Genomic DNA, 20,587 nt, shown 5'->3' with positions numbered 1-20,587 from the left:
GTAATAAATCTTGTGCAAAAGAAGTACTACAAAAGAGCAGAAAACAAAAAGGGACTAATATTATTTTAAGTAGCTTAGGTAACAATGATGTCATAGTCAGGCGAAAATGAAGTGATACAAAGATAGCGCATGTGTCGGAAATCCTCTTTATTTAAGGATATAAACGTCGCCTTGCTTCAACAATTGTGCGTTTAAGGTCATGGCTACTTTCTGCAAAATCGGTTCTAAAGAATCAGCCTTCAGGTATTTACCCGTTATGGGTTGTCTTTCCAGCAAAGCATTACGTACTTCAATTTTGGTATCGTAGGCATCGCTAAGACCGGCCACCAATTGTGCTAAGGGTGTATTATCACACACAAAAGTATTGGTACGGTAATACTGGTACAGGCTGTTTTGGATCTGATCGACCACTGCTTTATCTTCATTGCGCTTAAAGGTGATTTTATCATTGGCCCTCAAGGTATAGGATTCCTGATTCCGCACCACTTTTACGATTCCGCTTTCTACAGCAATTTCAGTTTTCTCTTTTGTAGACAGGATATTGAAGGAGGTACCCACCACCGTTACATTAATGTCTTTCACATCAATAATAAAGGGTTTCTCTTTGTTTTTGGCAATATCAAAAAAGCCTTCTCCCTCCAGACGCACATGCCTCACTTTTTTATTAAAACCTTTTTCACAAACCAGTTTGGAATACTTGTTCAGGGTAATAGTCGAGTGATCCGGTAAAGAAATCACTTTGGCAAGGGCATCAGAAGTATACTCACGGGGACCCGTCATCTTTTGATAAACAAAAAGCCCCGATAGGACCATCAGCAAAGCAACCGAGGCGGCAATGGCATTTTTCCACCTACCCGGCCACATCCGTTTTACAGGTGCTGCCGTCTGTTGCATTTTGTGCTGCAGTACAGCCCAGGCAGTATCCACATCCGGCTCTTGCCCGGACGAAGGACTTTTGCTATGTTCCCATATGGTATATAAGCGCCGATACTCCTGCTCATTTTCCACACGTTCTGCCCTCCAGGCTTTGACCAAAGAAATCTCTTCGACACTGGCTTCGCCTACAATATATTTTATAAGTAAATCGTTCATCATAAATCCGTATTATTAAATAGGAAGGATTTTAAAATGGCTATTACCACCATAAACAGGGGTAGATAGTCTTTCAGTTCTGTTCTCAATATTTTCAAAGCCTTGCCCATCTGGTTTTCAACAGTTTTAAGGGATAAGCCCAATTTCGCGGCTATTTCTTTATAACTCAACTCATCCTGCCGGCTCAGATGAAATACTGTACGGCATTTCTCCGGGATCTTAAGCATCGCTTTTTTGATTACCCCCTGCAGTTCTTTAGTCTGCATGGCGCTCAGGGGCGACTCCGCATAAGTCGGTGCAGCACTAGTAACAAACTGGCTGTATTTTGCTTTCACTTTTTCGTGATTTAGGGTATTCATACATTGGTTATGCACTGCACGGTACAAATAGGCATTAATGTTCGTTTCGATCGTAATATGGTCCCGGTGCTGCCACAACTTCAAAAACACATCCTGTACTACTTCTTCCGATTGCATTGTATCCTCCAGTAAACCAAAGGCATACCGGTACAGGGGCTTGAACTGTTCTTTAAACAGCCCTTCAAAACCACGTTCTGTATCCCAGGACATTGGAAAGGTAGATGTCATTGTCTTATCGATAAGATGGTCATTTGATCTGATTAATACTACTTCTTCTCTATATAGACAGGTATCGGGGTCTGTACCCCTACGCTCCTGAAAAAAAAATTTAAGAAGCCTTCGCGGGGTGCTTTTTAGGGGATTACTTTTAAGGCCCAGCCTTGCTGCTTGCAATGCTCCAGCAGCCTCGGCAATACATAACTCATCCGATCCCAGGCTTTTTGACTGTCGTGCAGCACTACAATATTGCCGGGTTCTATATTAAACACAATATTTTCCAGGCAATCTTCAGGTGCGATGGCCTTATCCCAGTCGCCGGGTATCAGGCTCCACATAATGATCTTATAACCCATACTTTTCAGAATCCTGCCCTGGGAAGCCTTCATCCTGCCATAAGGAGGCCGGAAGAGATTCGAATCTATATATTGTTTGGCCCGGTTTATATTTTCTATATACGCATTGTTTTTATAAGCCGTTCCTTTTAAATGGTTGTGGGAATGATTACCCACCTTATGCCCTTCGGCCAATAGCTGTGCATACACATCAGGGTATTCCACTACGTTTTTTCCGATACAAAAGAAGGTCGCCTTAGCATTATATGCCGCCAGTTGCGCCAATACCCAGGGGGTAATGGTAGGATGAGGGCCATCGTCAAAGCTGAGGTAAATACAAGGAACTTCCTCCGTAGGAATGCCCCAGGTATAATTAGGATAAAGCCTTTGCAGCCATTTGGGAATTTTCTTTAAAAACATAGCCCTACAAATGTAAACACAAATCTGCCTACTCTGATTAACCCAGGGTAAAATTCAATCGTAAAATTCGAAAAGCCATGATTATTAAAGGGAAATGATATAATTTCGCGACCTTTATTCCAAAAAGCACACTATGTTTATTGAGCCGTTTAATTCCAAAAAATCAGGTTGGATTGAAGTTGTCTGCGGATCCATGTTCTCGGGTAAAACCGAAGAATTGATCCGGAGGCTGAAACGTGCTCAAATAGCCAACCTCAGGGTAGAAATCTTCAAACCCGCTGTAGATAACCGTTACCATGAGCACGATGTGGTCTCTCATGATGCCAATCGGGTGCGCTCCACAGCAGTTTCTTCTTCCCAAAATATACTGCTGCTGGCCGATGAGGTTGATGTTGTGGGGATAGATGAGGCACAGTTTTTTGATGAAGACATCCCGAATGTAGCGGAAACCTTAGCCCAAAAGGGCATCCGGGTAATCGTGGCAGGGCTGGATATGGACTTTTCCGGTAAGCCATTTGGGCCGATGCCCGGTTTACTGGCCATAGCAGATTATGTGACCAAACTACATGCCATTTGCGTACGCTGCGGCAATATTGCTCATTTTTCCTATCGAAAAACAGCGGATGCGCAGAAAATATTATTGGGAGAAACGGAATCTTATGAACCAAGATGCCGGAACTGTTTTTACGAGGGTAAATAAGTTATTTTTTCACCTGATTAGTCTTCACCGAAAAGGTAGCGATCACAGGATTATGATCAGAAAGATTGACATCGGGCGAGAGATATCCTTTACAGGTCAGGATATCGGCATTAAACAAAATATAATCGATCCTAAGGGTAGGAAAGATCTTCCGGTAGGTTCTGCCTAAACCCATACCCTTCGCCACAAAAGCATCCTGCAAGTTACCCTTTACTTTTTGGTACACATAAGAGCCGGGCATATCATTAAAATCGCCACAAACGATATTTGGCAGATTTGATTTATCCAAAACAGAATCGATAACATTGGCTTGCGCCGCTCTTTTGGAAGAGGCCAGCATCAGTTTTTTCAGCAAACCTTTCGTTTTATCTTCTATCTTTGCCGAGAGTTTATCGGTCCTTTTTTCCGCAAACTTTACATCCTTATCGCTAAAAGTAACGGATTGCAAATGCACGATATTCAAACGGGCAGCCGTATGCTCGTTAAGCTTTACATCTACCCCCAGCATGTTGTAATAATTAGCACTATCAAAGGCATAACGCACTTTATTACTCAAAGGAAATTTTGAAAATACCGCATGGCCTGCCTGAATGATCTCATCCGGTTTGGCACTGATGTTGATAGAACGCTTCAATAAATCCTCCTCTTTGGAAAACTCATAGTAATTATACCCTAACTGCCGCAGCAGCTCAGTATAAGGTTCATTATGATTATCATTATCAAAATAATATTCCTGCAGGCAAAGAATATCGGGATCCTGCTGTTTGATAAAATCAACGATTTTACTTTTTGATTCTTTGTTCTTCGTCCATTCACCCAAATCAAACAAGTGCACATTCCAGGTCATGATTTTCAGTTCTACCTCTTCTGTATCCATCGCATTTGCGCTAAACAGGTTATAACCAAAAGAAGATTTCGTGACAGAAAAACAAAGGATTAGTGCAATCAGAGAAATGAGCGAGCAGTATCGCCTGCGGGTAAAAAGCCAAAAGAGTACAAAAAACATATTGATCCAGACGGCAAAAATATTGGTAAAACTAAAGAAGCTAAAAAAAGACGGGCTATTGGCCACATCTTTATAGCTGGTATACATACATAAACATAGCCAAAGCACCGCCCCTATATTAAAAAACAGGGCAGTACCTCTAAAGAAAGCGGCAATCCTAAGAAATGCTTTGTTTTGCTTCAAGCCGTTTTATTTATGTTGTTGTAAAAAATCTCTTTCCGACTTGGTGAGCGATCTCAGGCCACGGTCATTTATTTTGTCCAGGATCGCATCAATATCATGATGGATCACCTCTTTATCCTCCAAAACACCTTTTTTTGCGGGCATAAAACTGCCGGTAATCCGCTTAAAAAAGGCATTGCTCCATACCCCTATTCTCATACCCGACTGCACCAGTTTAATAAATACAAATCCGGATAAAGCGCCTGTAACCAACAAACCAATCAAAGGGTAATTCTGCGTACCGGACAGCACCACTACGTTCATCACGAGGTATATCACTACCAGTATCCATAAAGGTATGGCAAGATTCTGGGTAAAGTACAATTTATATTTAGGCGCTAAAGTCAGGGCACCGATGGCAAAACCAAAGATACCGGCATCCGCCCCCACAAAAAGGCTTGCCTGACCGGTCAGGGGAAAGGCAGTTTGTAACAGGATAAAAGCCAGTCCACCCAAAATATTACTAAAAAAGAATAAAGGAACCACTTCACTTTTGCCGATCAGGTTTTGAATGACATTACCAAATACGACCAGCCAAACCATACTGGTAAAGAGTTTGAAGAAACCCAAACCGGTAAACATATAGGTCAGAATAGTCCATGGCCGGCGCAGCATGCCTTCCAAAGGTTGTATGCCGAAATGGACCAGTATCTTATCATAAAAGAACTGGGTACTTTCCATAACAGGCACCTGACCCCACATAAAAATAACAATCTTGGCGAGGTGTAACATAATGTACCCTGCGCCACAGGCAAAGACCAATCGAATCAAAGGATTGTGTTCATAATCCGATAAGATCGTTTTTCTGCTGCTCTTAGAATAATCCATAATAATTTAATGTAGTAATAAAACCTATCTTAAAAACAATTTCCCTTTACTTTTCCAAAATGCCAGAATAAAGAAGGCAAAAACCATACCCCCCAAATGCGCAAAATGCGCCACATTATCCCCAGCCGAATTCCGGATTCCAAAAAACAATTCCGCCAAAGCATACAGGGCTACAAAATATTTAGCCCGGATCGGAATCGCAAAATAGAAATTCACTATGGCATTAGGGAACATATACCCAAAGGCAAACAAAACGCCAAATACCGCTCCAGAGGCCCCTATCATGGGTGTGTTCAATATAAAATTGGGTTGATAAATCAGATTAGTAAACTGTTCCGGATACAGCTTCATCATAGCCAATACTTCCGAAAACTGGAAATGATAGACCATTAATTGGCACAACGCAGCCCCAAAACCGCTGATAAAATAAAGTAAAAGAAATTTTTTCGTACCCAGATAGTTCTCGACGGTATTCCCCATCATCCATAAGCCGAACATATTGAACAGTAAATGGGTGAAGTTGCCATGCATAAAGATATGCGTCAGTGGCTGCCAAAACCGGAAGTAGGGTGATTTCCAATAAAACAAACCCAGAATATAATCCAGATCAATATTAAATTTTTCTAAAGAAATTTTTGTCAGAAAAAGTAATACATTGATGATGATCAGGTTCTTGATTACAGGCGGTAATACCTGAAAACTCCCGGCCGGTCTTATTTGTTGTATCATATCGTAAAATAATCGCTCAAAATTAAGCAATTAAATGAAGTTTCGGGCATCTGTTAAATAAGTCAGAAAAACCAGGAACACAAATGCGTGTTTCAATTTAAATACACAATTATTTTTATCCTACTTTTGTTGATGAGTCTTACCATAGTTCTATACTTAAGGTCCATATGAAAGCATTTATCCTATCCGCAGGTTTGGGCACACGCCTTAAACCTTTTACCGACCAACATCCCAAAGCACTGGCACCTGTAAACGGCAAAAGTTTGCTGGAACTGAATATCCTGAACCTTCAGCGCTTCGGTATTTATGACGTTGTTGTCAATGTACATCATCATGCCGACCAGATCCGGCAGACCCTTTCCGATCATAACGGTTTTGGCAGCCGGGTGCAAATATCTGATGAAACCAATGAAGTTCTGGAGACGGGTGGCGGCTTGAAAAAAGCTATTCCCTTTTTTATAGAAGAAAAAGACATTCTGGTCCTGAATGTTGATATCCTCTCCGATTTTAACCTGGATAAAATGCGGCAACAACATGAAGTCTCCAAAGCAATGGTCACCCTCGCAGTGCAGAAAAGGCCCTCATCCCGCTACTTTTTATTCAAGGAAGAACACAAGCATAAACAGCTCTGCGGATGGCGCAATGCCAGTACAGAAGAGCAAAAACTCCCCTGCCCTGTAAACCAGCCCTTTGAGGATTATGCATTTAGCGGAATCCAACTCATGCAGCAATCTTTTCTGCATAAGATAACCCAACAGGGTAAATTTTCTTTGGTAGATGTATACCTTTCCCAGTGTTGCAATGAGTCGATCATCGCCTGGGACCATACCGGAGATGCCTTGCTGGATGTGGGCAAACCCGAAAGCCTGGAATTGGCTGCAACCCTTTTTAACCTTTAGTACCTTTATTATACCGCAGCAGATTTCATGAATCAAAGACAGTTATTTCAACAACACGTAGCCCCTACTTCACCCGAACCAATGGCATTGCCCATTACCAAGGCAGAGGGCGTTTATTTATACGATGATACCGGTAAAGAATATATAGACCTGATCGGAGGCATTAGTGTGTGTAATGTAGGTCACCGGCACCCGAAAGTCGTAGCCGCGATTAAAGCGCAGGCAGACCAATACCTGCATGTTATGGTTTATGGCGAGGTGATTCAGTCGCCCCAGGTACAATATGCACACCTGCTGGCACAAAATTTACCCCAGAGCCTCGATTGCGTCTACTTTACCAACTCTGGAGCCGAAGCCGTAGAAGGCGCCATGAAACTGGCCAAAAGATATACCGGCCGCAGCGAAATTATCGCGTGCCATCATAGCTATCACGGCTCTACGCAAGGTGCACTCAGCCTTTTGGGCGATGAATATTTTCGCAATGCTTATCGCCCCCTGCTCCCGCAGATCAGGCATATCTGGCATAATCGTATGGAAAGTCTGGAAGCGATCACAAGCGATACGGCTTGTATTATTCTGGAAACGGTACAGGCAGAAGGAGGCGTATTGGCCCCCGATCCGGCATGGATGAAGGCCTTGCGCAAAAAATGCGATGAGACCGGAACTTTATTGATCCTTGATGAAATACAGGTTGGTTTTGGCCGTACCGGTAGTCTTTGGGGTTTTGAACAATACGGAATCGTTCCTGATGTACTCTTATTAGGAAAAGCTTTAGGCGGTGGGATGCCTTTGGGTGCCTTTATCAGCAGCCATGAGATCATGCAATCCTTAAGCCATAACCCGATATTAGGGCATATCACCACTTTTGGCGGCCATCCGGTGAGTTGTGCTGCGGGCAAAGCTGCGTTGGAAGCCCTGCTCGAAGAGCAGATGGTCGAGCATGTGTTGGAAAAAGAACAATTATTTTTACAACAGCTGGTACATCCTAAAATTCTGGGCGTTAATAGTAAAGGGCTCATGATGGCGGTACAATTTGCCGATTTTGATATGGTGCAACAAGTCATCAAAGGTTGCCTGGCCAATGGTCTGTTTACCGATTGGTTCCTCTTTGCTTCTGATTGTATTCGCATTGTGCCACCGCTAACCATTACAGCAGCACAGATCACTGAAGCCTGTACCCGCCTTAAAAATGTACTGGACAGTATAAATTAAGCTTTTGCTAAATATGCGCGGCCCAATAGGCCTAAATTGGTTTTACAGAAAATAATTTGTAATTTTGCGACCTCGTGTGTAAACATTAGGGAAAATACAAATATCAATCATCTTAATAAATTTAACAAAATGAGCACTGTAAGCATTTCTGCTGCTGATGTAAACAAATTACGCCAAGCAACTGGCGCGGGTATGATGGACTGTCGTAAAGCGTTGACCGAAAGCGGTGGCGATTTCGAAAAAGCAATCGATTACTTACGTTTAAAAGGTCAAAAAGTAGCTGCTAACCGTAGTGATCGCGATGCGAAAGAAGGTGTAGCTATTGCTATGGCAAACCCTGAAGGTACTTATGGTATCGTATTACAGGTTTCTGCTGAGACAGATTTCGTATCTAAAAACCAAGAATTTATCGACTTCTCTAACGAAGTAGCGACAATCGCTTTAGCCAATAAACCTGCTGATGTTGATGCTTTGAAAGCATTGAAAATGGGTGATGCTACGATTGCAGACAAATTATTGGAAATGGTAGCTAAAATCGGTGAAAAAATCGATGTAATCCGTTACGAGCAAATTACAGATGATTGTGTGGTTCCATACATTCACGGTAACTACCGCATTGGTGTATTGGTAAGCTTGAACAAAGCTAAAACTGATGCCATCGCTGCTGCCGGTCGTGATGTAGCGATGCAAATCGCAGCAATGAATCCATTGGCTGTTGACGAGTCTAATATCGCTCCTGCTGTTATCGAACGTGAGAAAGCTTTGGCTATCGAACAAATCGTTGCAGAAGGTAAACCAGCTGATATGGCGGAGAAAATCGCACAAGGTAAATTGAACAAATTCTTTAAAGAAAATACATTGATCAATCAACCATTTGTAAAAGATAACGGTGTTACGATCGCTCAATACTTAGACAGTGTTGAAAAAGGTCTGATCGCTAAATCTTTCCAACGCGTTGCTTTAGGTTAATAAAAATTATTACCTCAATAATTAAAAATCCCGATTGGTGTCCAATCGGGATTTTTAATTACTTATTTTTGCATCAATAATTTTTGCAATGAATCATTCCAATCCAAGAAAAAACCCCACCCAAAACCTGAAGAAAGTTCGGGACATCGTTATGGGTATCTTATATATTTTAGTCGCTGTCGGCATGGTGCTGGCCGAAAAATACGGCTTTATCACTTTTGGTCAAACCTTCACTTATGGTTTGGCGGTTGTGCTGATCATATACGGACTGTTCCGGCTGTACAGAGCGATTGTTCAAAAAAGTATATAAGCCATGGCGATCAGATATTTTGAAGAAGAAGGGGTAAAAGCCCGTTTACAACACAAAAGACGCCTCAATACTTTCATTAAGGAGCAGGTTATTGACGTTCATCTTGATCTGAAAAAGGTTGAGATTAATTATATTTTCTGTACCGATGAAGGCCTGCTGGAAAAGAATATTGCCTTCCTGAATCATGATACCCTCACCGACATCATTACCTTCGACTTATCGGAACAGGAGGATGAGTTGCAATCAGAGATTTATATCAGTGTGGACCGCGTAGCAGACAATGCGCAGCAATTCGGGGTGTCCTATCAAAAAGAATTACACCGTGTATTATTTCACGGTATATTACATTTATGTGGTTTTAAAGATAAGAAACCAGCGGAAGCACAGGAAATGCGCCGCCAGGAAGATCTTTGTTTGAACGCATATTTTCAAGAAAAATAGCCCTTCATGAAGTTAGAAATTATATACGAAGACGACAACATCATTGCTTACAACAAACCCACCGGTCTTTTAAGTATCCCCGATCGTTTTAATGCGGAAATCCCTAACCTGTACCGGTTAGCAAAAGCCAAGTATGAAACCATCATCCCGGTGCACCGTTTGGACAGAGATACCAGCGGCATTATTTGTTTTGCCAAAAATGAAGAAAGGCATAAATATTTATCCCTTTTATTTCAGGGAAGGGAGATTGAGAAATATTATATCGCCTTGGTTAATGGCCGGCTGATCAAACCTTCGGGCAGCATAGAGTTAGCCATCACTGAAAATATGGCGAAGCGCGGTACCATGATGGTGCATAAAAGAGGAAAACCGGCACATACCGATTACGCAACCCTGCAGGAATGGAATGGCTATACCCTGCTGCGTTTGCAGATTCATACAGGCCGTACCCATCAGATCAGGGTACACTTACAACACCTGGGGCATCCTGTAGTCGCCGATCCTATTTACAGTAATGGTAAAGGATTGTATGTCTCCTCTTTAAAAAAGAACTTTAAAAATTCGGATGAATTGGGCGAAGAAAAAGCAATCCTTAATCGCCTGGCACTACATGCCGCACAATTAAAATTTGTGGATATGGAAGGTAAGGAAGTCAATATTGAAGCACCACTGCCCAAAGACATGAATGCAGCCATAAAACAGCTCAACAAATGGAGCACTTAAGGTAGGCTGCTGCACGATACAAATAAGATATTAGACAGTAGGGGTATGCTTGGTCAAGCATACCCCTACTCTTTTATAGTCAGCACATAGTGCAGAGCTAAGGTTTAAATCATTACAGATCAATACCTTGAAGAATCAAGCCTAGTGTCATTTTTCAGTCATAAAGCTTTACACAAATAGATACTTTGGGTTTTCAGTTTTACTTTTGCCATCAAATATTTATTTATGAGACTTAAATACTCTTTAGCTATTGCAGCGCTTGCGTTGTCTACAGCATCACAAGCACAGACTTGGATTCATGACACTATTACGACCGAGGCTAATTATGCAAAAAACGTTTACTATAGCCTTGCCAATGGTAGTGCAGGTACTGCCGCTTCCGATAACTGGCATATTGGATTTTCAACCAACAGATTTAGCCCGAGCATCATTTCAAACAGTGCCGACAAAGGGGTAAGACTTTATGTTATTGCTACAGATACGACAAAATTTGGTACGAACCTGACGGCTGCTTTAAACGATTCAGTTGTTGCGCATCCGATGTCTTTGTATAATTCTAACAAAACATGGGAAAATGGTGCCTTTAATCAAACAAGTGCAGCTGCTTACGGATGGGCTACCTACAATTCTTCTACACACTGGTTAGAAGGTCGTGTTGTGTTTGGTTTAATTACCGGTACGGATACGTTCCAGGTATTTGTAAGCCAAAAACAAACTACTCCGGCAGCAACAGCACCGGTATATGTGTTTAAAGTGGCCAAAATTGACGGTACGAATGCTATTACCAAAACATATAATGTAACGACAGGCTCTAACGGTAAAAACTTTGGTTATTACAACCTGACTACCGCTACATTCTTGGATAGAGAGCCTTTGGCTAATGCCTGGGATTTCATGTTCTCTAACTACAATGATGAAAACGTTGTTTTGGCCAATGCACAATACAAAGTATTTGGTGTAATCAATAATGAAAAATTAAAAGTAGCAAGAGTAGATACTGTAGCCAGCCAGTTTAATAACCTGACTTATTCTACCTATGCTTTTGATACGGTAAACAATTCTATCGGCAGAGCATGGAAAGCTTCCGGCCCTGGTGGTATTGCGATGAATGATTCCGTTACTTATTTTGTAAAAGTAACCAATGGTGATGTATGGCAATTGGTTTTCACCGCGCATAACTCTGGTGGTGCAACAACCAATCCGGGATTAGTGGCTTTGAAAAAACGTAAAGTATATACACAACCGGTTTCTATCAAAACAGTAGAAAATGCTTATGTAAGCACAATCGTTTTAGCACCAAACCCAGCACAAGGTGGCAACACTAACCTTTTGATTGATGCAAAACAAAACTTGAATAATACACAAATCTTCATTACAGACATCAATGGTCGTACGGTATACCAGGCTACCAAAAATCTGCGTAGCGGTTTCCAACAAATTCCGTTAAGCCTGAATAACCTGAGTGCCGGTCTTTATATGATCAACATTTCTGGAGAAGGTTTCAGAAATACGCAAAAATTAGTGATTCAATAATTTCAGTGTTAATAATAAATAGTATAGCAAGTCTCTCCTTTTGGAGGGACTTTTTTTTATACCTTCAATGCTACTCCTTATTACAAGCAGACCCTGCGCCACAATTAAGACGAAACGATTAACACCTCATATTCTGCACGTATATCCCATTTTAGGGTTTGTAGGGAACCTTGTTTTATCATTTGATTGTTCATGGGTATAAATAAAAGTAAAGAGCATCTCCTGAGGAGATGCTCTTTACTTTTATACTTAAATCAAGATCTGTAAACATGCCGCAATTAGCTTTTGCGCAACACAACAAAATCTGTTTAAAGGAATCTACTTATTTCTTAACCATTTTTTGGGTATAGTTAAGCTTATTATCTCTTGAAGAGACATTAATCACATAGGTACCAGAAGCCAGTTCAGGTGTATTGATTTGGTAAGCTTGTCCTTGATCCATCATACATTGATGCTCATACACGACCCTTCCGTCTATTCCGATCAGTGTGATTTTATAATCACCCTTGGCCGGTGCATTGAAGGATAAAGCATTGTTGAAAGGATTCGGGGCCACCGATATATTTACATTCTTGTTGGCTTGTACATCCACCACTCCTTTAAAAGTACTTAAGCCCCATTTCCGGTCTTTGTATTTTATATTATAGAAAGGTGGGTATGGAACATATTCGCTAAAGGCGATGTGCAGACCATCGTAATCGCTATTGAGGTCTTGCCCGGAAAAGGCCAGCACCGGCATAACATCGCAAGGTGCGTTGGATATCATATTATACGATCCAGGAACCACAGCAGGCATCGCAGTTCCATCATCAGACACGTCTACTGCTACATATTTTGATTGTGTAGTACCCGGGATGACCGCTGTATTTTGCTTTGTAATCCAACCTACGGTAAGCCCATCCTGATTTCTGTTATAGGCGATCACAGGACTGGTAGGAAATGCCCAGCCGGGACCATAAGTTACATAGCTCAGGTCGATAATTGTCGGATAGGTCCAGGTGGGCGCTACTCCTGGCCAGTCTTCATTTTTCACGACAGCATAGACCCATTCCGTAGTCATGTTAGTTGTGTGGTCATAATTACTGATGCCCAATGCAATGGCCCATCTCTGCTTACCGCCCCATTTGTCCGGACAATCGATTCTTGGTGGCGCATATTGGTTAGTACCAACCGTACCGGCTACATATTCTGCGGTAAGTCCTGTGGTAGCACCTCCAAACACATCATAAAAAGGCACGCGATATTCATACATCACGTTTAAGGTATTCGTTAAATAGGCTATTTGCAAATCCAGCCCGGTGCCGCTACCACCGTCTCCTCTGCGGATACAGACATCCGGATCGACCATATTGCCGGTATTAGGCAATAATACATTGGGGCCAAAGTTAGCACCGGACAACTCGCCGGACTTCGCATAAATACCGGTTCCCGGTACACACCAGGTTATGGCCAGACCGGAAGTAGTTGCATCTACATTAATCCTACCGAAAGTGGGAGATAAGGTAAGCAGGTTGTGGATAGATACCGGCGTCAGGCCGCTGCCATCAAAGCGGTAGATATCATAGTAATGCCCTTTTGTAGCAGGATCATACTCATCAAAATAATAGGCTGCAAGTACATAATACTCACCGCCATCTTCATAGATGACCGCATCAATATCAGAGGCGTATTTCAGGTAGATAAAATCTTCATTGATCGTATTACCGCCCAGGTCTGATCTGCGCCAGGCAATACCGCTATGAAATTCAGGGTTACCATTCACCGAAGTAGTGGGTCCGTCCCAGCTATGAATGAATAGATTCTCCTGTCCGGATACACCGTTTACTAATTGTATGGTACTGCTGCTCGCATTATCGGGGCGCATCACTGGCCCGGGTACTGCCGGTAGCTGAATATCCGGCATAATAGATGCATTTTGTGCCATAGCAGGTATGGCTGTCGCGCACAGGCTTCCTAACAGGAGGCTTGTCTGAAGTAATTTTTTGGACATAAAACTGGTGGTTTTTATTTTTTGTTAAGGATTGTATCCATATAGGATACATTTTTATCCCTAACAAGATAAATATAGAATTGCGAAATGCACTATCTTAAAAAAAGTAAAATCTAATGCAGACAAAATAATAATATGGTTACACAAAATACAATTTAGAGTCGATCCTGATAAGTCCTAAATACCTTAGGTAATACCATCAATTTCAAGGTAGTTATGAAGTCCTGTACAGACTCATTTTCAATTAAGAGCGCTTAGTCGGAACTATGAAGTAAAAAAGAGCATCCCTTGTTAGAGATGCTCTTTAATATAGCTGATCCGCTTTTCGGTTCAATTAGTATATGTTACTTGTGTCCAGATTTTTCCTGAATAACACAAAACTAATTAAAGGAGTGTGTTTATTTCTTAACCAGTTTCTGGCTATAGTTAATCCCATTTTCACGGGAAGAGATATTCATCACATAATTTCCGGCAGCCAATTCAGGCGTATTGAAGGAATAAATTTGTCCTTCACTCAGTATACAAGGTTGTTCATATACTACCTTTCCGTCCAGGCTCATCAAAGTAATCTTATAATCACCTTTAACGGTTGCCTTAAAGGATAAAGTATTGACAAAAGGATTTGGACTCACCACCAACTGGTTGTTTTCCCCTTTGTTTAAATCTACTACACCTTTAAAGGTACTGAGTGGCCAAGGTCTGCTTTTATACATCATACTGTAATTAGGCATTACAGTATTAAATTGAGAGAATGCTGTATATAAACCATCAAAACTGCTGTTCAGATTTTGCCCGGAAAAGGCCAGTACCGGTTCATGGCTGCCCAAGGTATTGGAAATCATATTGAATGATCCCGGAATAGTAGCCGGTGTGGAAAAACTATTATCGTCAACATCCATAGCCACGTACTTTATGTCGTTGGTGCCTGGGATGACTGACGTATTTTGTTTCGTCATCCAGCCAATCGTAATACGATCAGAATGATCATTATAGGCAACTACAGGATCATTGGGCTCTGGCCATGATGGCGTTGTATAGGAGGCAAAATTAACGCTTACGGTTGTCGGTGTAGCACTCCAGGCATCATTCTGAACTACTGCATAAATCCATTCGGTAACTGATGTACCGGAAATGGCGGAAGCAGATAAAGATATAGCCCATTTCTGACCATTGCCCCAAATATCCGGACAATCGATTCGTGGCGGTGCATATTTACCATTCACTGCAAAAGCCGCATATTCTGCTGTAAAACCAGCAGCAGAACCAGCCAATACGTTAAAGAACGGTACACGGTATTCGCGTACAACGGTTAAAGAATTATCTAGGACCGCCATTTGCAGATCCAATCCTGTATTACTTCCACCGTACCCTCTGCGGATACAAATATCGGGATCAACCATATTGCCTGTACCCGGCATTAATACATCCGGTCCGAAAGCCGCGCCGGATAAAGAAGCTACTTTGGCATAAATCCCTACACCAGGTACACACCAAGTAATAGCTAAGCCATAAACGGTCGCATCCACATTGATTCTTCCGAAGGTAGGTGATAAGGTAAGCAGGTTCAGGGTGCTCACCGGAATCAAACCACCCGGTTCAAACCGATAGATATCATAATAATGTCCTCTTGTGCTCGGGTCGCCGTCATTATAATAATAAGCGGCCAGTACATAATAGTCAGCGCCATCCTGATAGATAACGGCATCAATATCTGTAGCATATTTAACAACAATGTAGTCTTCATTGATCAGACTGCCGCCCGCATCTGTTCTGCGCCAGGCAATGCCATTGTTGTCATAGGAAGAAAATACATCCCAACTATGAATGTACAAATTTTCGGTTGCACCGGATGGCATCGTAACCTGTTGCAGGGTACTGCTACTGGCGTTTTGCGGACGCACAACAGGGCCTGCGAAACCGGGTAATGGATTTTCTGGCATGGAAGCTGGGTTCTGTGCCATAGATGGGGTAATTGAACTTAACGTTCCTAGCAGAAAAGCTGCTTGAAGTAGACCTTTTTTCATACGATACATACTATATATTTAAGGGGTTAGAAATTATGTTAAGAAATAATCCATTTTTAAATTTTAGAAAAAATGAATTGCAATTCGTGCAAACAGACTATAAATCAACAACTTATCGAATATACAATATAATATTTTAATTACACAATAAGTATAATTAATAATTTAGTTTTTACAGAAACATGATATTTCCAATAAGAAAACCTGTTGCCATCATGCTTATTTTTTAACCAGTTTTTGGGTATAGTCGATATTATTTTCGGGAGAAGAGACCTTCATCACATAGGTGCCGGAAGCTATTTCCGGTGTATTGAACTGATAGGTCTGTGCTTCATTCAAAATGCATTTTTGCTCATATACGACGCTACCCCCTATTCCCATCAGGCTTATTGTATAATTGCCCTTCGCAGGTGCCTGGAAAGATAAAGTGTGCTCAAATGGATTCGGGCTGATCGTAAATTGCATTCCTTTATTTTTATCGGTAGGCAGATCTACTATCCCTTTGAACGTACTTAAAGACCATGGCCTGCTCTTATAATACATACTGTAATTAGGAAATGACGGATGAAAATGTGCAAAAGCAATATAAAGCCCATCAAAATAACTATTCTCATTCTGACCGGAAAAAGCCAAAACGGCCTCGTTACCACCGGGAACATTAGAAATCATATTGTATGATCCCGGAATCGGTGCCGGTGCGGCAGTCCCGTCATCTTTAACATCCATAGCCAGGTATTTTTTATCATTCGTACCCGGTATGACCGATGTATTTTGCTGGCTCATCCAACCAACCGTAACCTTGTCTACATCCGTGTTGTAAGCAATAACGGGATCGCAGGGTTCAGGCCACATAGGTGATGTATAATTCACATAAGATACATTTACGGTTGTTGGGCTCGTCCAGCTTGGATATACTCCGGGCCAGTCTTCATTTTTCACCACAGCATAAACCCACTCTGTAATATTGGTCCCGGAAACGCTATTTGCCGCCATCGCAACAGCCCATCGCTGGCCGCCCGCCCATTTATCCGGACAATCGATCCGTGGTGGAAAGTACTTAGGCCCCGGGCTGAATGCGACATATTCTTCTGTAAATCCGGCAGAAGAGCCCGCCAATACATTAAAGAAAGGTGCCCGATACTCGCGTACAACCGTTAAGGTATTTTCCAGAAACACAATCTGCAGATCCAGGCCGGTTCCGCTTCCGCCACCGCCTCTGCGGATACAAACATCCGGATCCAGCATAGTGGCCGTACCCGGCATTAATACATCCGGTCCGAAAGCCGCGCCGGATAAGGAAGCTACTTTGGTATAAATCCCTACACCGGGTACACACCAGGTAATGGCTAAGCCATATGAAGTCGCATCTACATTAATCCTTCCGAAGGTAGCGGAAGAAGAAAGGGGGTTCATGGTGGATGCGGGTAATAAACCGCTGGCATCAAATTTATAGATATCATAATAGTGTCCTTTTGTATTTGGATCACCATCGTTATAATAATAAGCGGCCAATACATAATAAGCTCCGCCATCTTCGTAGATTACGGCATCGATATCGGTGGCATATTTTACATTAATAAAGTCTTCATTAATCAGGTTGCCGTTGTCATCTGTTCTGCGCCAGGCAATACCATTATAGTCAGCCGAAGAGTATACATCCCAACTGTGGATGTACAGGTTCTCTGTCGCACCAGACGCCCCGACAATCTTTTGCATTGTGCTGCTACTCGCATTTTGAGGCCGCATAACGGGTCCTGCGACAGTGGGTAACATGTATTCTGGCATAACGGAACTGTTTTGCGCCACAGACGGGGCGATTGTTCCCAGACTTCCCAGAAGGAAAAGGGCATTAAATAACTTTTTGGACATAAAACGGTGGTTTTTATTTTTTGTTGTTAAGTATAGTATCCATTTAGGATACATTTTTATCCCTAACAAGATAAATAATAGAATGAAGAAACGCCCTATGTCAAAAAAAGTAAACTATTATACAGGCAAAATAGTAAACAGGATACACAAAACGCAAATAGAATGGCCTAATAATACCCCTTAAACACACTGGAATAACCTCTGTTTCAGGGCGCTTAAGGACATTTATCTAGCTTTGTCCATCCCAAGTAAATGATGAATATCAGGTTTAAAAAAAGAGCATCTCTTGTTAGAGATGCTCTTTTAATACAGCCAATATGTTAGGCTGTTGCACAAAACCTTTGAAATAGGCTATTTCTTAACCATTTTCTGGGTATAATTAAGATTATTTTCGCGGGAAGATACGTTCAGCACATAAGTACCGGAAGCAATATCAGGTATGTTTAACTGATACAGTTCACCTTCAGTTAAGGTACATTGATATTCATATACTAATCTTCCTTCCATGCTCATCAGATTGATTTTGTAATCGCCCTGTGCCGGTGATGTAAAGGATAAGGTATTTACAAAAGGATTGGGACTCACCACAAACGGGCTATGGTCCCCTTTGTTTAAATCCGCTACTCCTTTAAATGTACTTAAAGGCCATGGTCTGTGTTTATACATCATGCTATAATTACCAAACACCGTATTATATTGGGAGAATGCTGTGTATAAACCGTTAAAATTGCTGTTTAAATTCTGACCGGAGAAAGCGAGTACCGGAGTAAAGGCACCAATAGTATTGGAAATCATATTATATGATCCCGGAATCACTGCAGGAGCAGAAGTTCCATTGTCCTTAACATCCACAGCCACATATTTCACGTCGTTAGTACCCGGGATAACGGTTGTATTTTGTTTCGTCATCCATCCTACTGTAATACGGTTACTTTGGTTATTATAAGCAACTACAGGATTATTCGCTTGTGCTGATCCCGTCGTATAGGAAAGATAACTAAGATTTACCGTTGATGGAAAGCTTCCTACTCCACCCCAATCGTCATTCTTAACCACCGCATAGATCCACTCTGTAACCGTAGTTCCGGATACATTATTAATCCCCATACTGATAGCCCATTTCTGACCACCACTCCATATATCAGGACAATCAATCCTCGGAGGACTTATTCTATTGGCAGATGGCGTGCTTGTTGTGTATTCTGCGGTAAACCCGGAAGACGATCCTGATAAAACATTAAAGAAAGGTACACGATACTCTCGTAAAGCAGTTAATGTATTATCTAAAAATACCATTTGCAGATCTAAACCACTTCCGCTTCCGCCCGCACCTCTGCGGATACAGATATCAGGATCTACTCTAGCGGCGGTACCGGGCATTAACACATTTGGTCCAAAAGCAGCACCAGATAAGGCAGCAGCTTTGGCGTAAATACCCACACCAGGCACACACCAGGTAATGGCCAAACCATAAACCGTAGCATCTACATTAATTCTGCCGAAGGTTGGTGATAAAGTAAGCAGGTTCATAGTACTCACTGCAACCAAACCACCCGGTTCAAACCGATAGATGTCATAATAGTGCCCTTTCGCGCCTGGATTGCCATCATCATAGTAATAAGCGGCCAAGACATAATAATCGGCACCATCCTTATAAAGGACGGCATCAATGTCATTGGCATACTTAACCGGGACAAAATTTTCATTGATTAAGCCACCTCCTGCATTGGTTCTCCGCCAGGCAATACCATTGTTAGTTGGTGACGAAAACACATCCCAACTATGGATATACAAATTCTCGGTTGCACCCGATGGCATGATAACCTGCTGCAGGGTACTGCTACTCGCATTTTGTGGCCGAATGACGGGGCCCGCAAAGCCTGGCAAAGCGGTTTCCGGCATTACAGAACTGTTCTGCGCGGTAGAAGGCGTAATTGTACTTAATGTTCCTAACAGAAAAACTGTTTGAAGTAGACCTTTTTTCATACGATACATACTATATATTTAAGGGGTTAGAAATCATGTTAAAAAATAATCCATTTTTTAAATTTTAGAAAAAATGAATTGTTATTCGTACAAATAGACTATAAATCAACAACTTACCGAATATACAATATAATATTTTAATTACACAACAAGTGGAATTAATTATTTTGCACTTTATAAAAAAATAATATGACGATCTGCTTTTTGAAACCAAAATTACCTTTGTCCATTTTGGCAACTTTTGCTGCGGAACAAAAAAACTAGTAAGGGGTTAGTCGGTTGATATAAAATGAAAACATTCATTTTCTTCGTCATCCCGAGGACAAGGGGGAGCTAAAATAAATGATAAAGAGGATTGCTCATTCCGTTTTGCTCTGTTCGGAAAGCACAAGCGCATTTATTGCCCATCCAAAGCCAAGAAAGGTCTTCTGTTGCCGGCTAAAAAAGGAAGCAAAAAAAATTTATGGTAATCGGGGATATATCAATGAGGGTAAACGAACATGTATCATTGCCTTAGACAAGGCATTAAAACCATACTTTGAAGAAAGAATGTGGGGAAGATAATAGGATCTGTAATCAGTAAAAGCTCACTAACCCTATTCTATGGTATGTGTTTGTATAGCTTGGTTTCTGGTTGAGCTATTGGTATTTTGAGGTATAGGTATAAAGCAAAAAAAAGAGCATCTCTGTTAGGGATGCTCTTTAAAATAAATATGGCGGCTAC

18 protein-coding genes are annotated in these 20,587 nt (G+C 41.6%); 8 read left to right on the top strand and 10 right to left on the bottom strand.

Going from position 1 to position 20,587, the window contains the following annotated elements:
* Positions 1–147 precede the first annotated feature (147 nt).
* The 3 genes from DBR32_RS15160 to DBR32_RS15150 form a co-directional block, all read right to left on the bottom strand.
* Positions 148–1,095, bottom strand: coding sequence for a FecR family protein (locus DBR32_RS15160; RefSeq protein ID WP_124637298.1), 948 nt, complete (start codon positions 1,093–1,095; stop codon positions 148–150).
* On the bottom strand, positions 1,092–1,679 hold the full coding sequence (locus DBR32_RS15155; protein ID WP_124637297.1) for an RNA polymerase sigma-70 factor: 588 nt from the start codon (positions 1,677–1,679) through the stop codon (positions 1,092–1,094). Before DBR32_RS15155 ends, DBR32_RS15160 begins: the two co-directional genes overlap by 4 nt.
* Positions 1,680–1,804: 125 nt before the next feature.
* Positions 1,805–2,422 carry a polysaccharide deacetylase family protein gene (locus DBR32_RS15150; protein WP_124637296.1) on the bottom strand — a complete coding sequence of 206 codons (618 nt, stop codon included), beginning with the start codon at positions 2,420–2,422 and terminating at the stop codon, positions 1,805–1,807.
* Positions 2,423–2,555: 133 nt separating this feature from the next.
* On the opposite strand from DBR32_RS15150, the gene DBR32_RS15145 reads away from it, so the two are divergent.
* On the top strand, positions 2,556–3,122 hold the full coding sequence (locus DBR32_RS15145; protein WP_124637294.1) for a thymidine kinase: 567 nt from the start codon (positions 2,556–2,558) through the stop codon (positions 3,120–3,122).
* Between the two features lies 1 nt (position 3,123).
* On the opposite strand, the gene DBR32_RS15140 is transcribed toward DBR32_RS15145, so the two are convergent.
* From DBR32_RS15140 to DBR32_RS15130, 3 genes are read right to left on the bottom strand one after another with little or no spacing between them, the layout of a single operon-like run.
* A complete protein-coding gene (locus DBR32_RS15140; RefSeq protein ID WP_124637292.1) occupies positions 3,124–4,311 on the bottom strand; it encodes an endonuclease/exonuclease/phosphatase family protein in 1,188 nt (395 codons plus the stop codon).
* A 6-nt stretch (positions 4,312–4,317) separates the two neighbouring features.
* Entirely contained in the window at positions 4,318–5,178 is an 861-nt protein-coding gene (locus DBR32_RS15135) for a rhomboid family intramembrane serine protease (protein WP_124637290.1), read from the bottom strand.
* A 24-nt stretch (positions 5,179–5,202) separates the two neighbouring features.
* Complete coding sequence (locus DBR32_RS15130; protein WP_124637288.1) at positions 5,203–5,907, bottom strand: rhomboid family intramembrane serine protease; 705 nt, start codon at positions 5,905–5,907, stop codon at positions 5,203–5,205.
* A gap of 167 nt (positions 5,908–6,074) precedes the next feature.
* On the opposite strand from DBR32_RS15130, the gene DBR32_RS15125 reads away from it, so the two are divergent.
* The 7 genes from DBR32_RS15125 (at position 6,075) to DBR32_RS15095 (ending at position 11,994) form a co-directional block, all read left to right on the top strand.
* On the top strand, positions 6,075–6,806 hold the full coding sequence (locus DBR32_RS15125) for a sugar phosphate nucleotidyltransferase (protein ID WP_124637287.1): 732 nt from the start codon (positions 6,075–6,077) through the stop codon (positions 6,804–6,806).
* A gap of 27 nt (positions 6,807–6,833) precedes the next feature.
* Entirely contained in the window at positions 6,834–8,018 is a 1,185-nt protein-coding gene (locus DBR32_RS15120; RefSeq protein ID WP_124637285.1) for an aspartate aminotransferase family protein, read from the top strand.
* Between the two features lie 129 nt (positions 8,019–8,147).
* Positions 8,148–8,987, top strand: a complete 840-nt coding sequence (tsf, locus tag DBR32_RS15115) for a translation elongation factor Ts (protein WP_124637283.1) — start codon at positions 8,148–8,150, stop codon at positions 8,985–8,987.
* 88 nt (positions 8,988–9,075) lie between these two features.
* Complete coding sequence (locus DBR32_RS15110; protein ID WP_124637281.1) at positions 9,076–9,297, top strand: hypothetical protein; 222 nt, start codon at positions 9,076–9,078, stop codon at positions 9,295–9,297.
* A 3-nt stretch (positions 9,298–9,300) separates the two neighbouring features.
* Entirely contained in the window at positions 9,301–9,738 is a 438-nt protein-coding gene (gene ybeY, locus DBR32_RS15105) for an rRNA maturation RNase YbeY (protein ID WP_124637279.1), read from the top strand.
* 6 nt (positions 9,739–9,744) lie between these two features.
* On the top strand, positions 9,745–10,461 hold the full coding sequence (locus DBR32_RS15100) for an RluA family pseudouridine synthase (RefSeq protein WP_124637277.1): 717 nt from the start codon (positions 9,745–9,747) through the stop codon (positions 10,459–10,461).
* A gap of 225 nt (positions 10,462–10,686) precedes the next feature.
* Complete coding sequence (locus DBR32_RS15095) at positions 10,687–11,994, top strand: T9SS type A sorting domain-containing protein (protein WP_124637276.1); 1,308 nt, start codon at positions 10,687–10,689, stop codon at positions 11,992–11,994.
* A 322-nt stretch (positions 11,995–12,316) separates the two neighbouring features.
* Here the strand turns inward: DBR32_RS15095 and DBR32_RS15090 are convergent, their stop codons facing one another.
* From DBR32_RS15090 to DBR32_RS15075, 4 genes are all read right to left on the bottom strand, one after another.
* A complete protein-coding gene (locus tag DBR32_RS15090) occupies positions 12,317–13,984 on the bottom strand; it encodes a T9SS type A sorting domain-containing protein (RefSeq protein ID WP_124637274.1) in 1,668 nt (555 codons plus the stop codon).
* 398 nt (positions 13,985–14,382) lie between these two features.
* Positions 14,383–15,945, bottom strand: a complete 1,563-nt coding sequence (locus DBR32_RS15085) for a T9SS type A sorting domain-containing protein (protein WP_158606020.1) — start codon at positions 15,943–15,945, stop codon at positions 14,383–14,385.
* A 282-nt stretch (positions 15,946–16,227) separates the two neighbouring features.
* Positions 16,228–17,877: a T9SS type A sorting domain-containing protein gene (locus DBR32_RS15080; RefSeq protein WP_158606019.1), complete on the bottom strand. Its 1,650-nt coding sequence runs from the start codon at positions 17,875–17,877 to the stop codon at positions 16,228–16,230.
* A 351-nt stretch (positions 17,878–18,228) separates the two neighbouring features.
* On the bottom strand, positions 18,229–19,863 hold the full coding sequence (locus tag DBR32_RS15075) for a T9SS type A sorting domain-containing protein (RefSeq protein ID WP_158606018.1): 1,635 nt from the start codon (positions 19,861–19,863) through the stop codon (positions 18,229–18,231).
* Positions 19,864–20,587: the final 724 nt, after the last annotated feature.

It is taken from the genome of Taibaiella sp. KBW10 (assembly GCF_003852495.1).
Lineage (GTDB): Bacteria > Bacteroidota > Bacteroidia > Chitinophagales > Chitinophagaceae > Edaphocola.
Note: the sequence above shows the minus strand (reverse complement) of the source record. Positions and strands in the feature narration are given on the sequence as shown.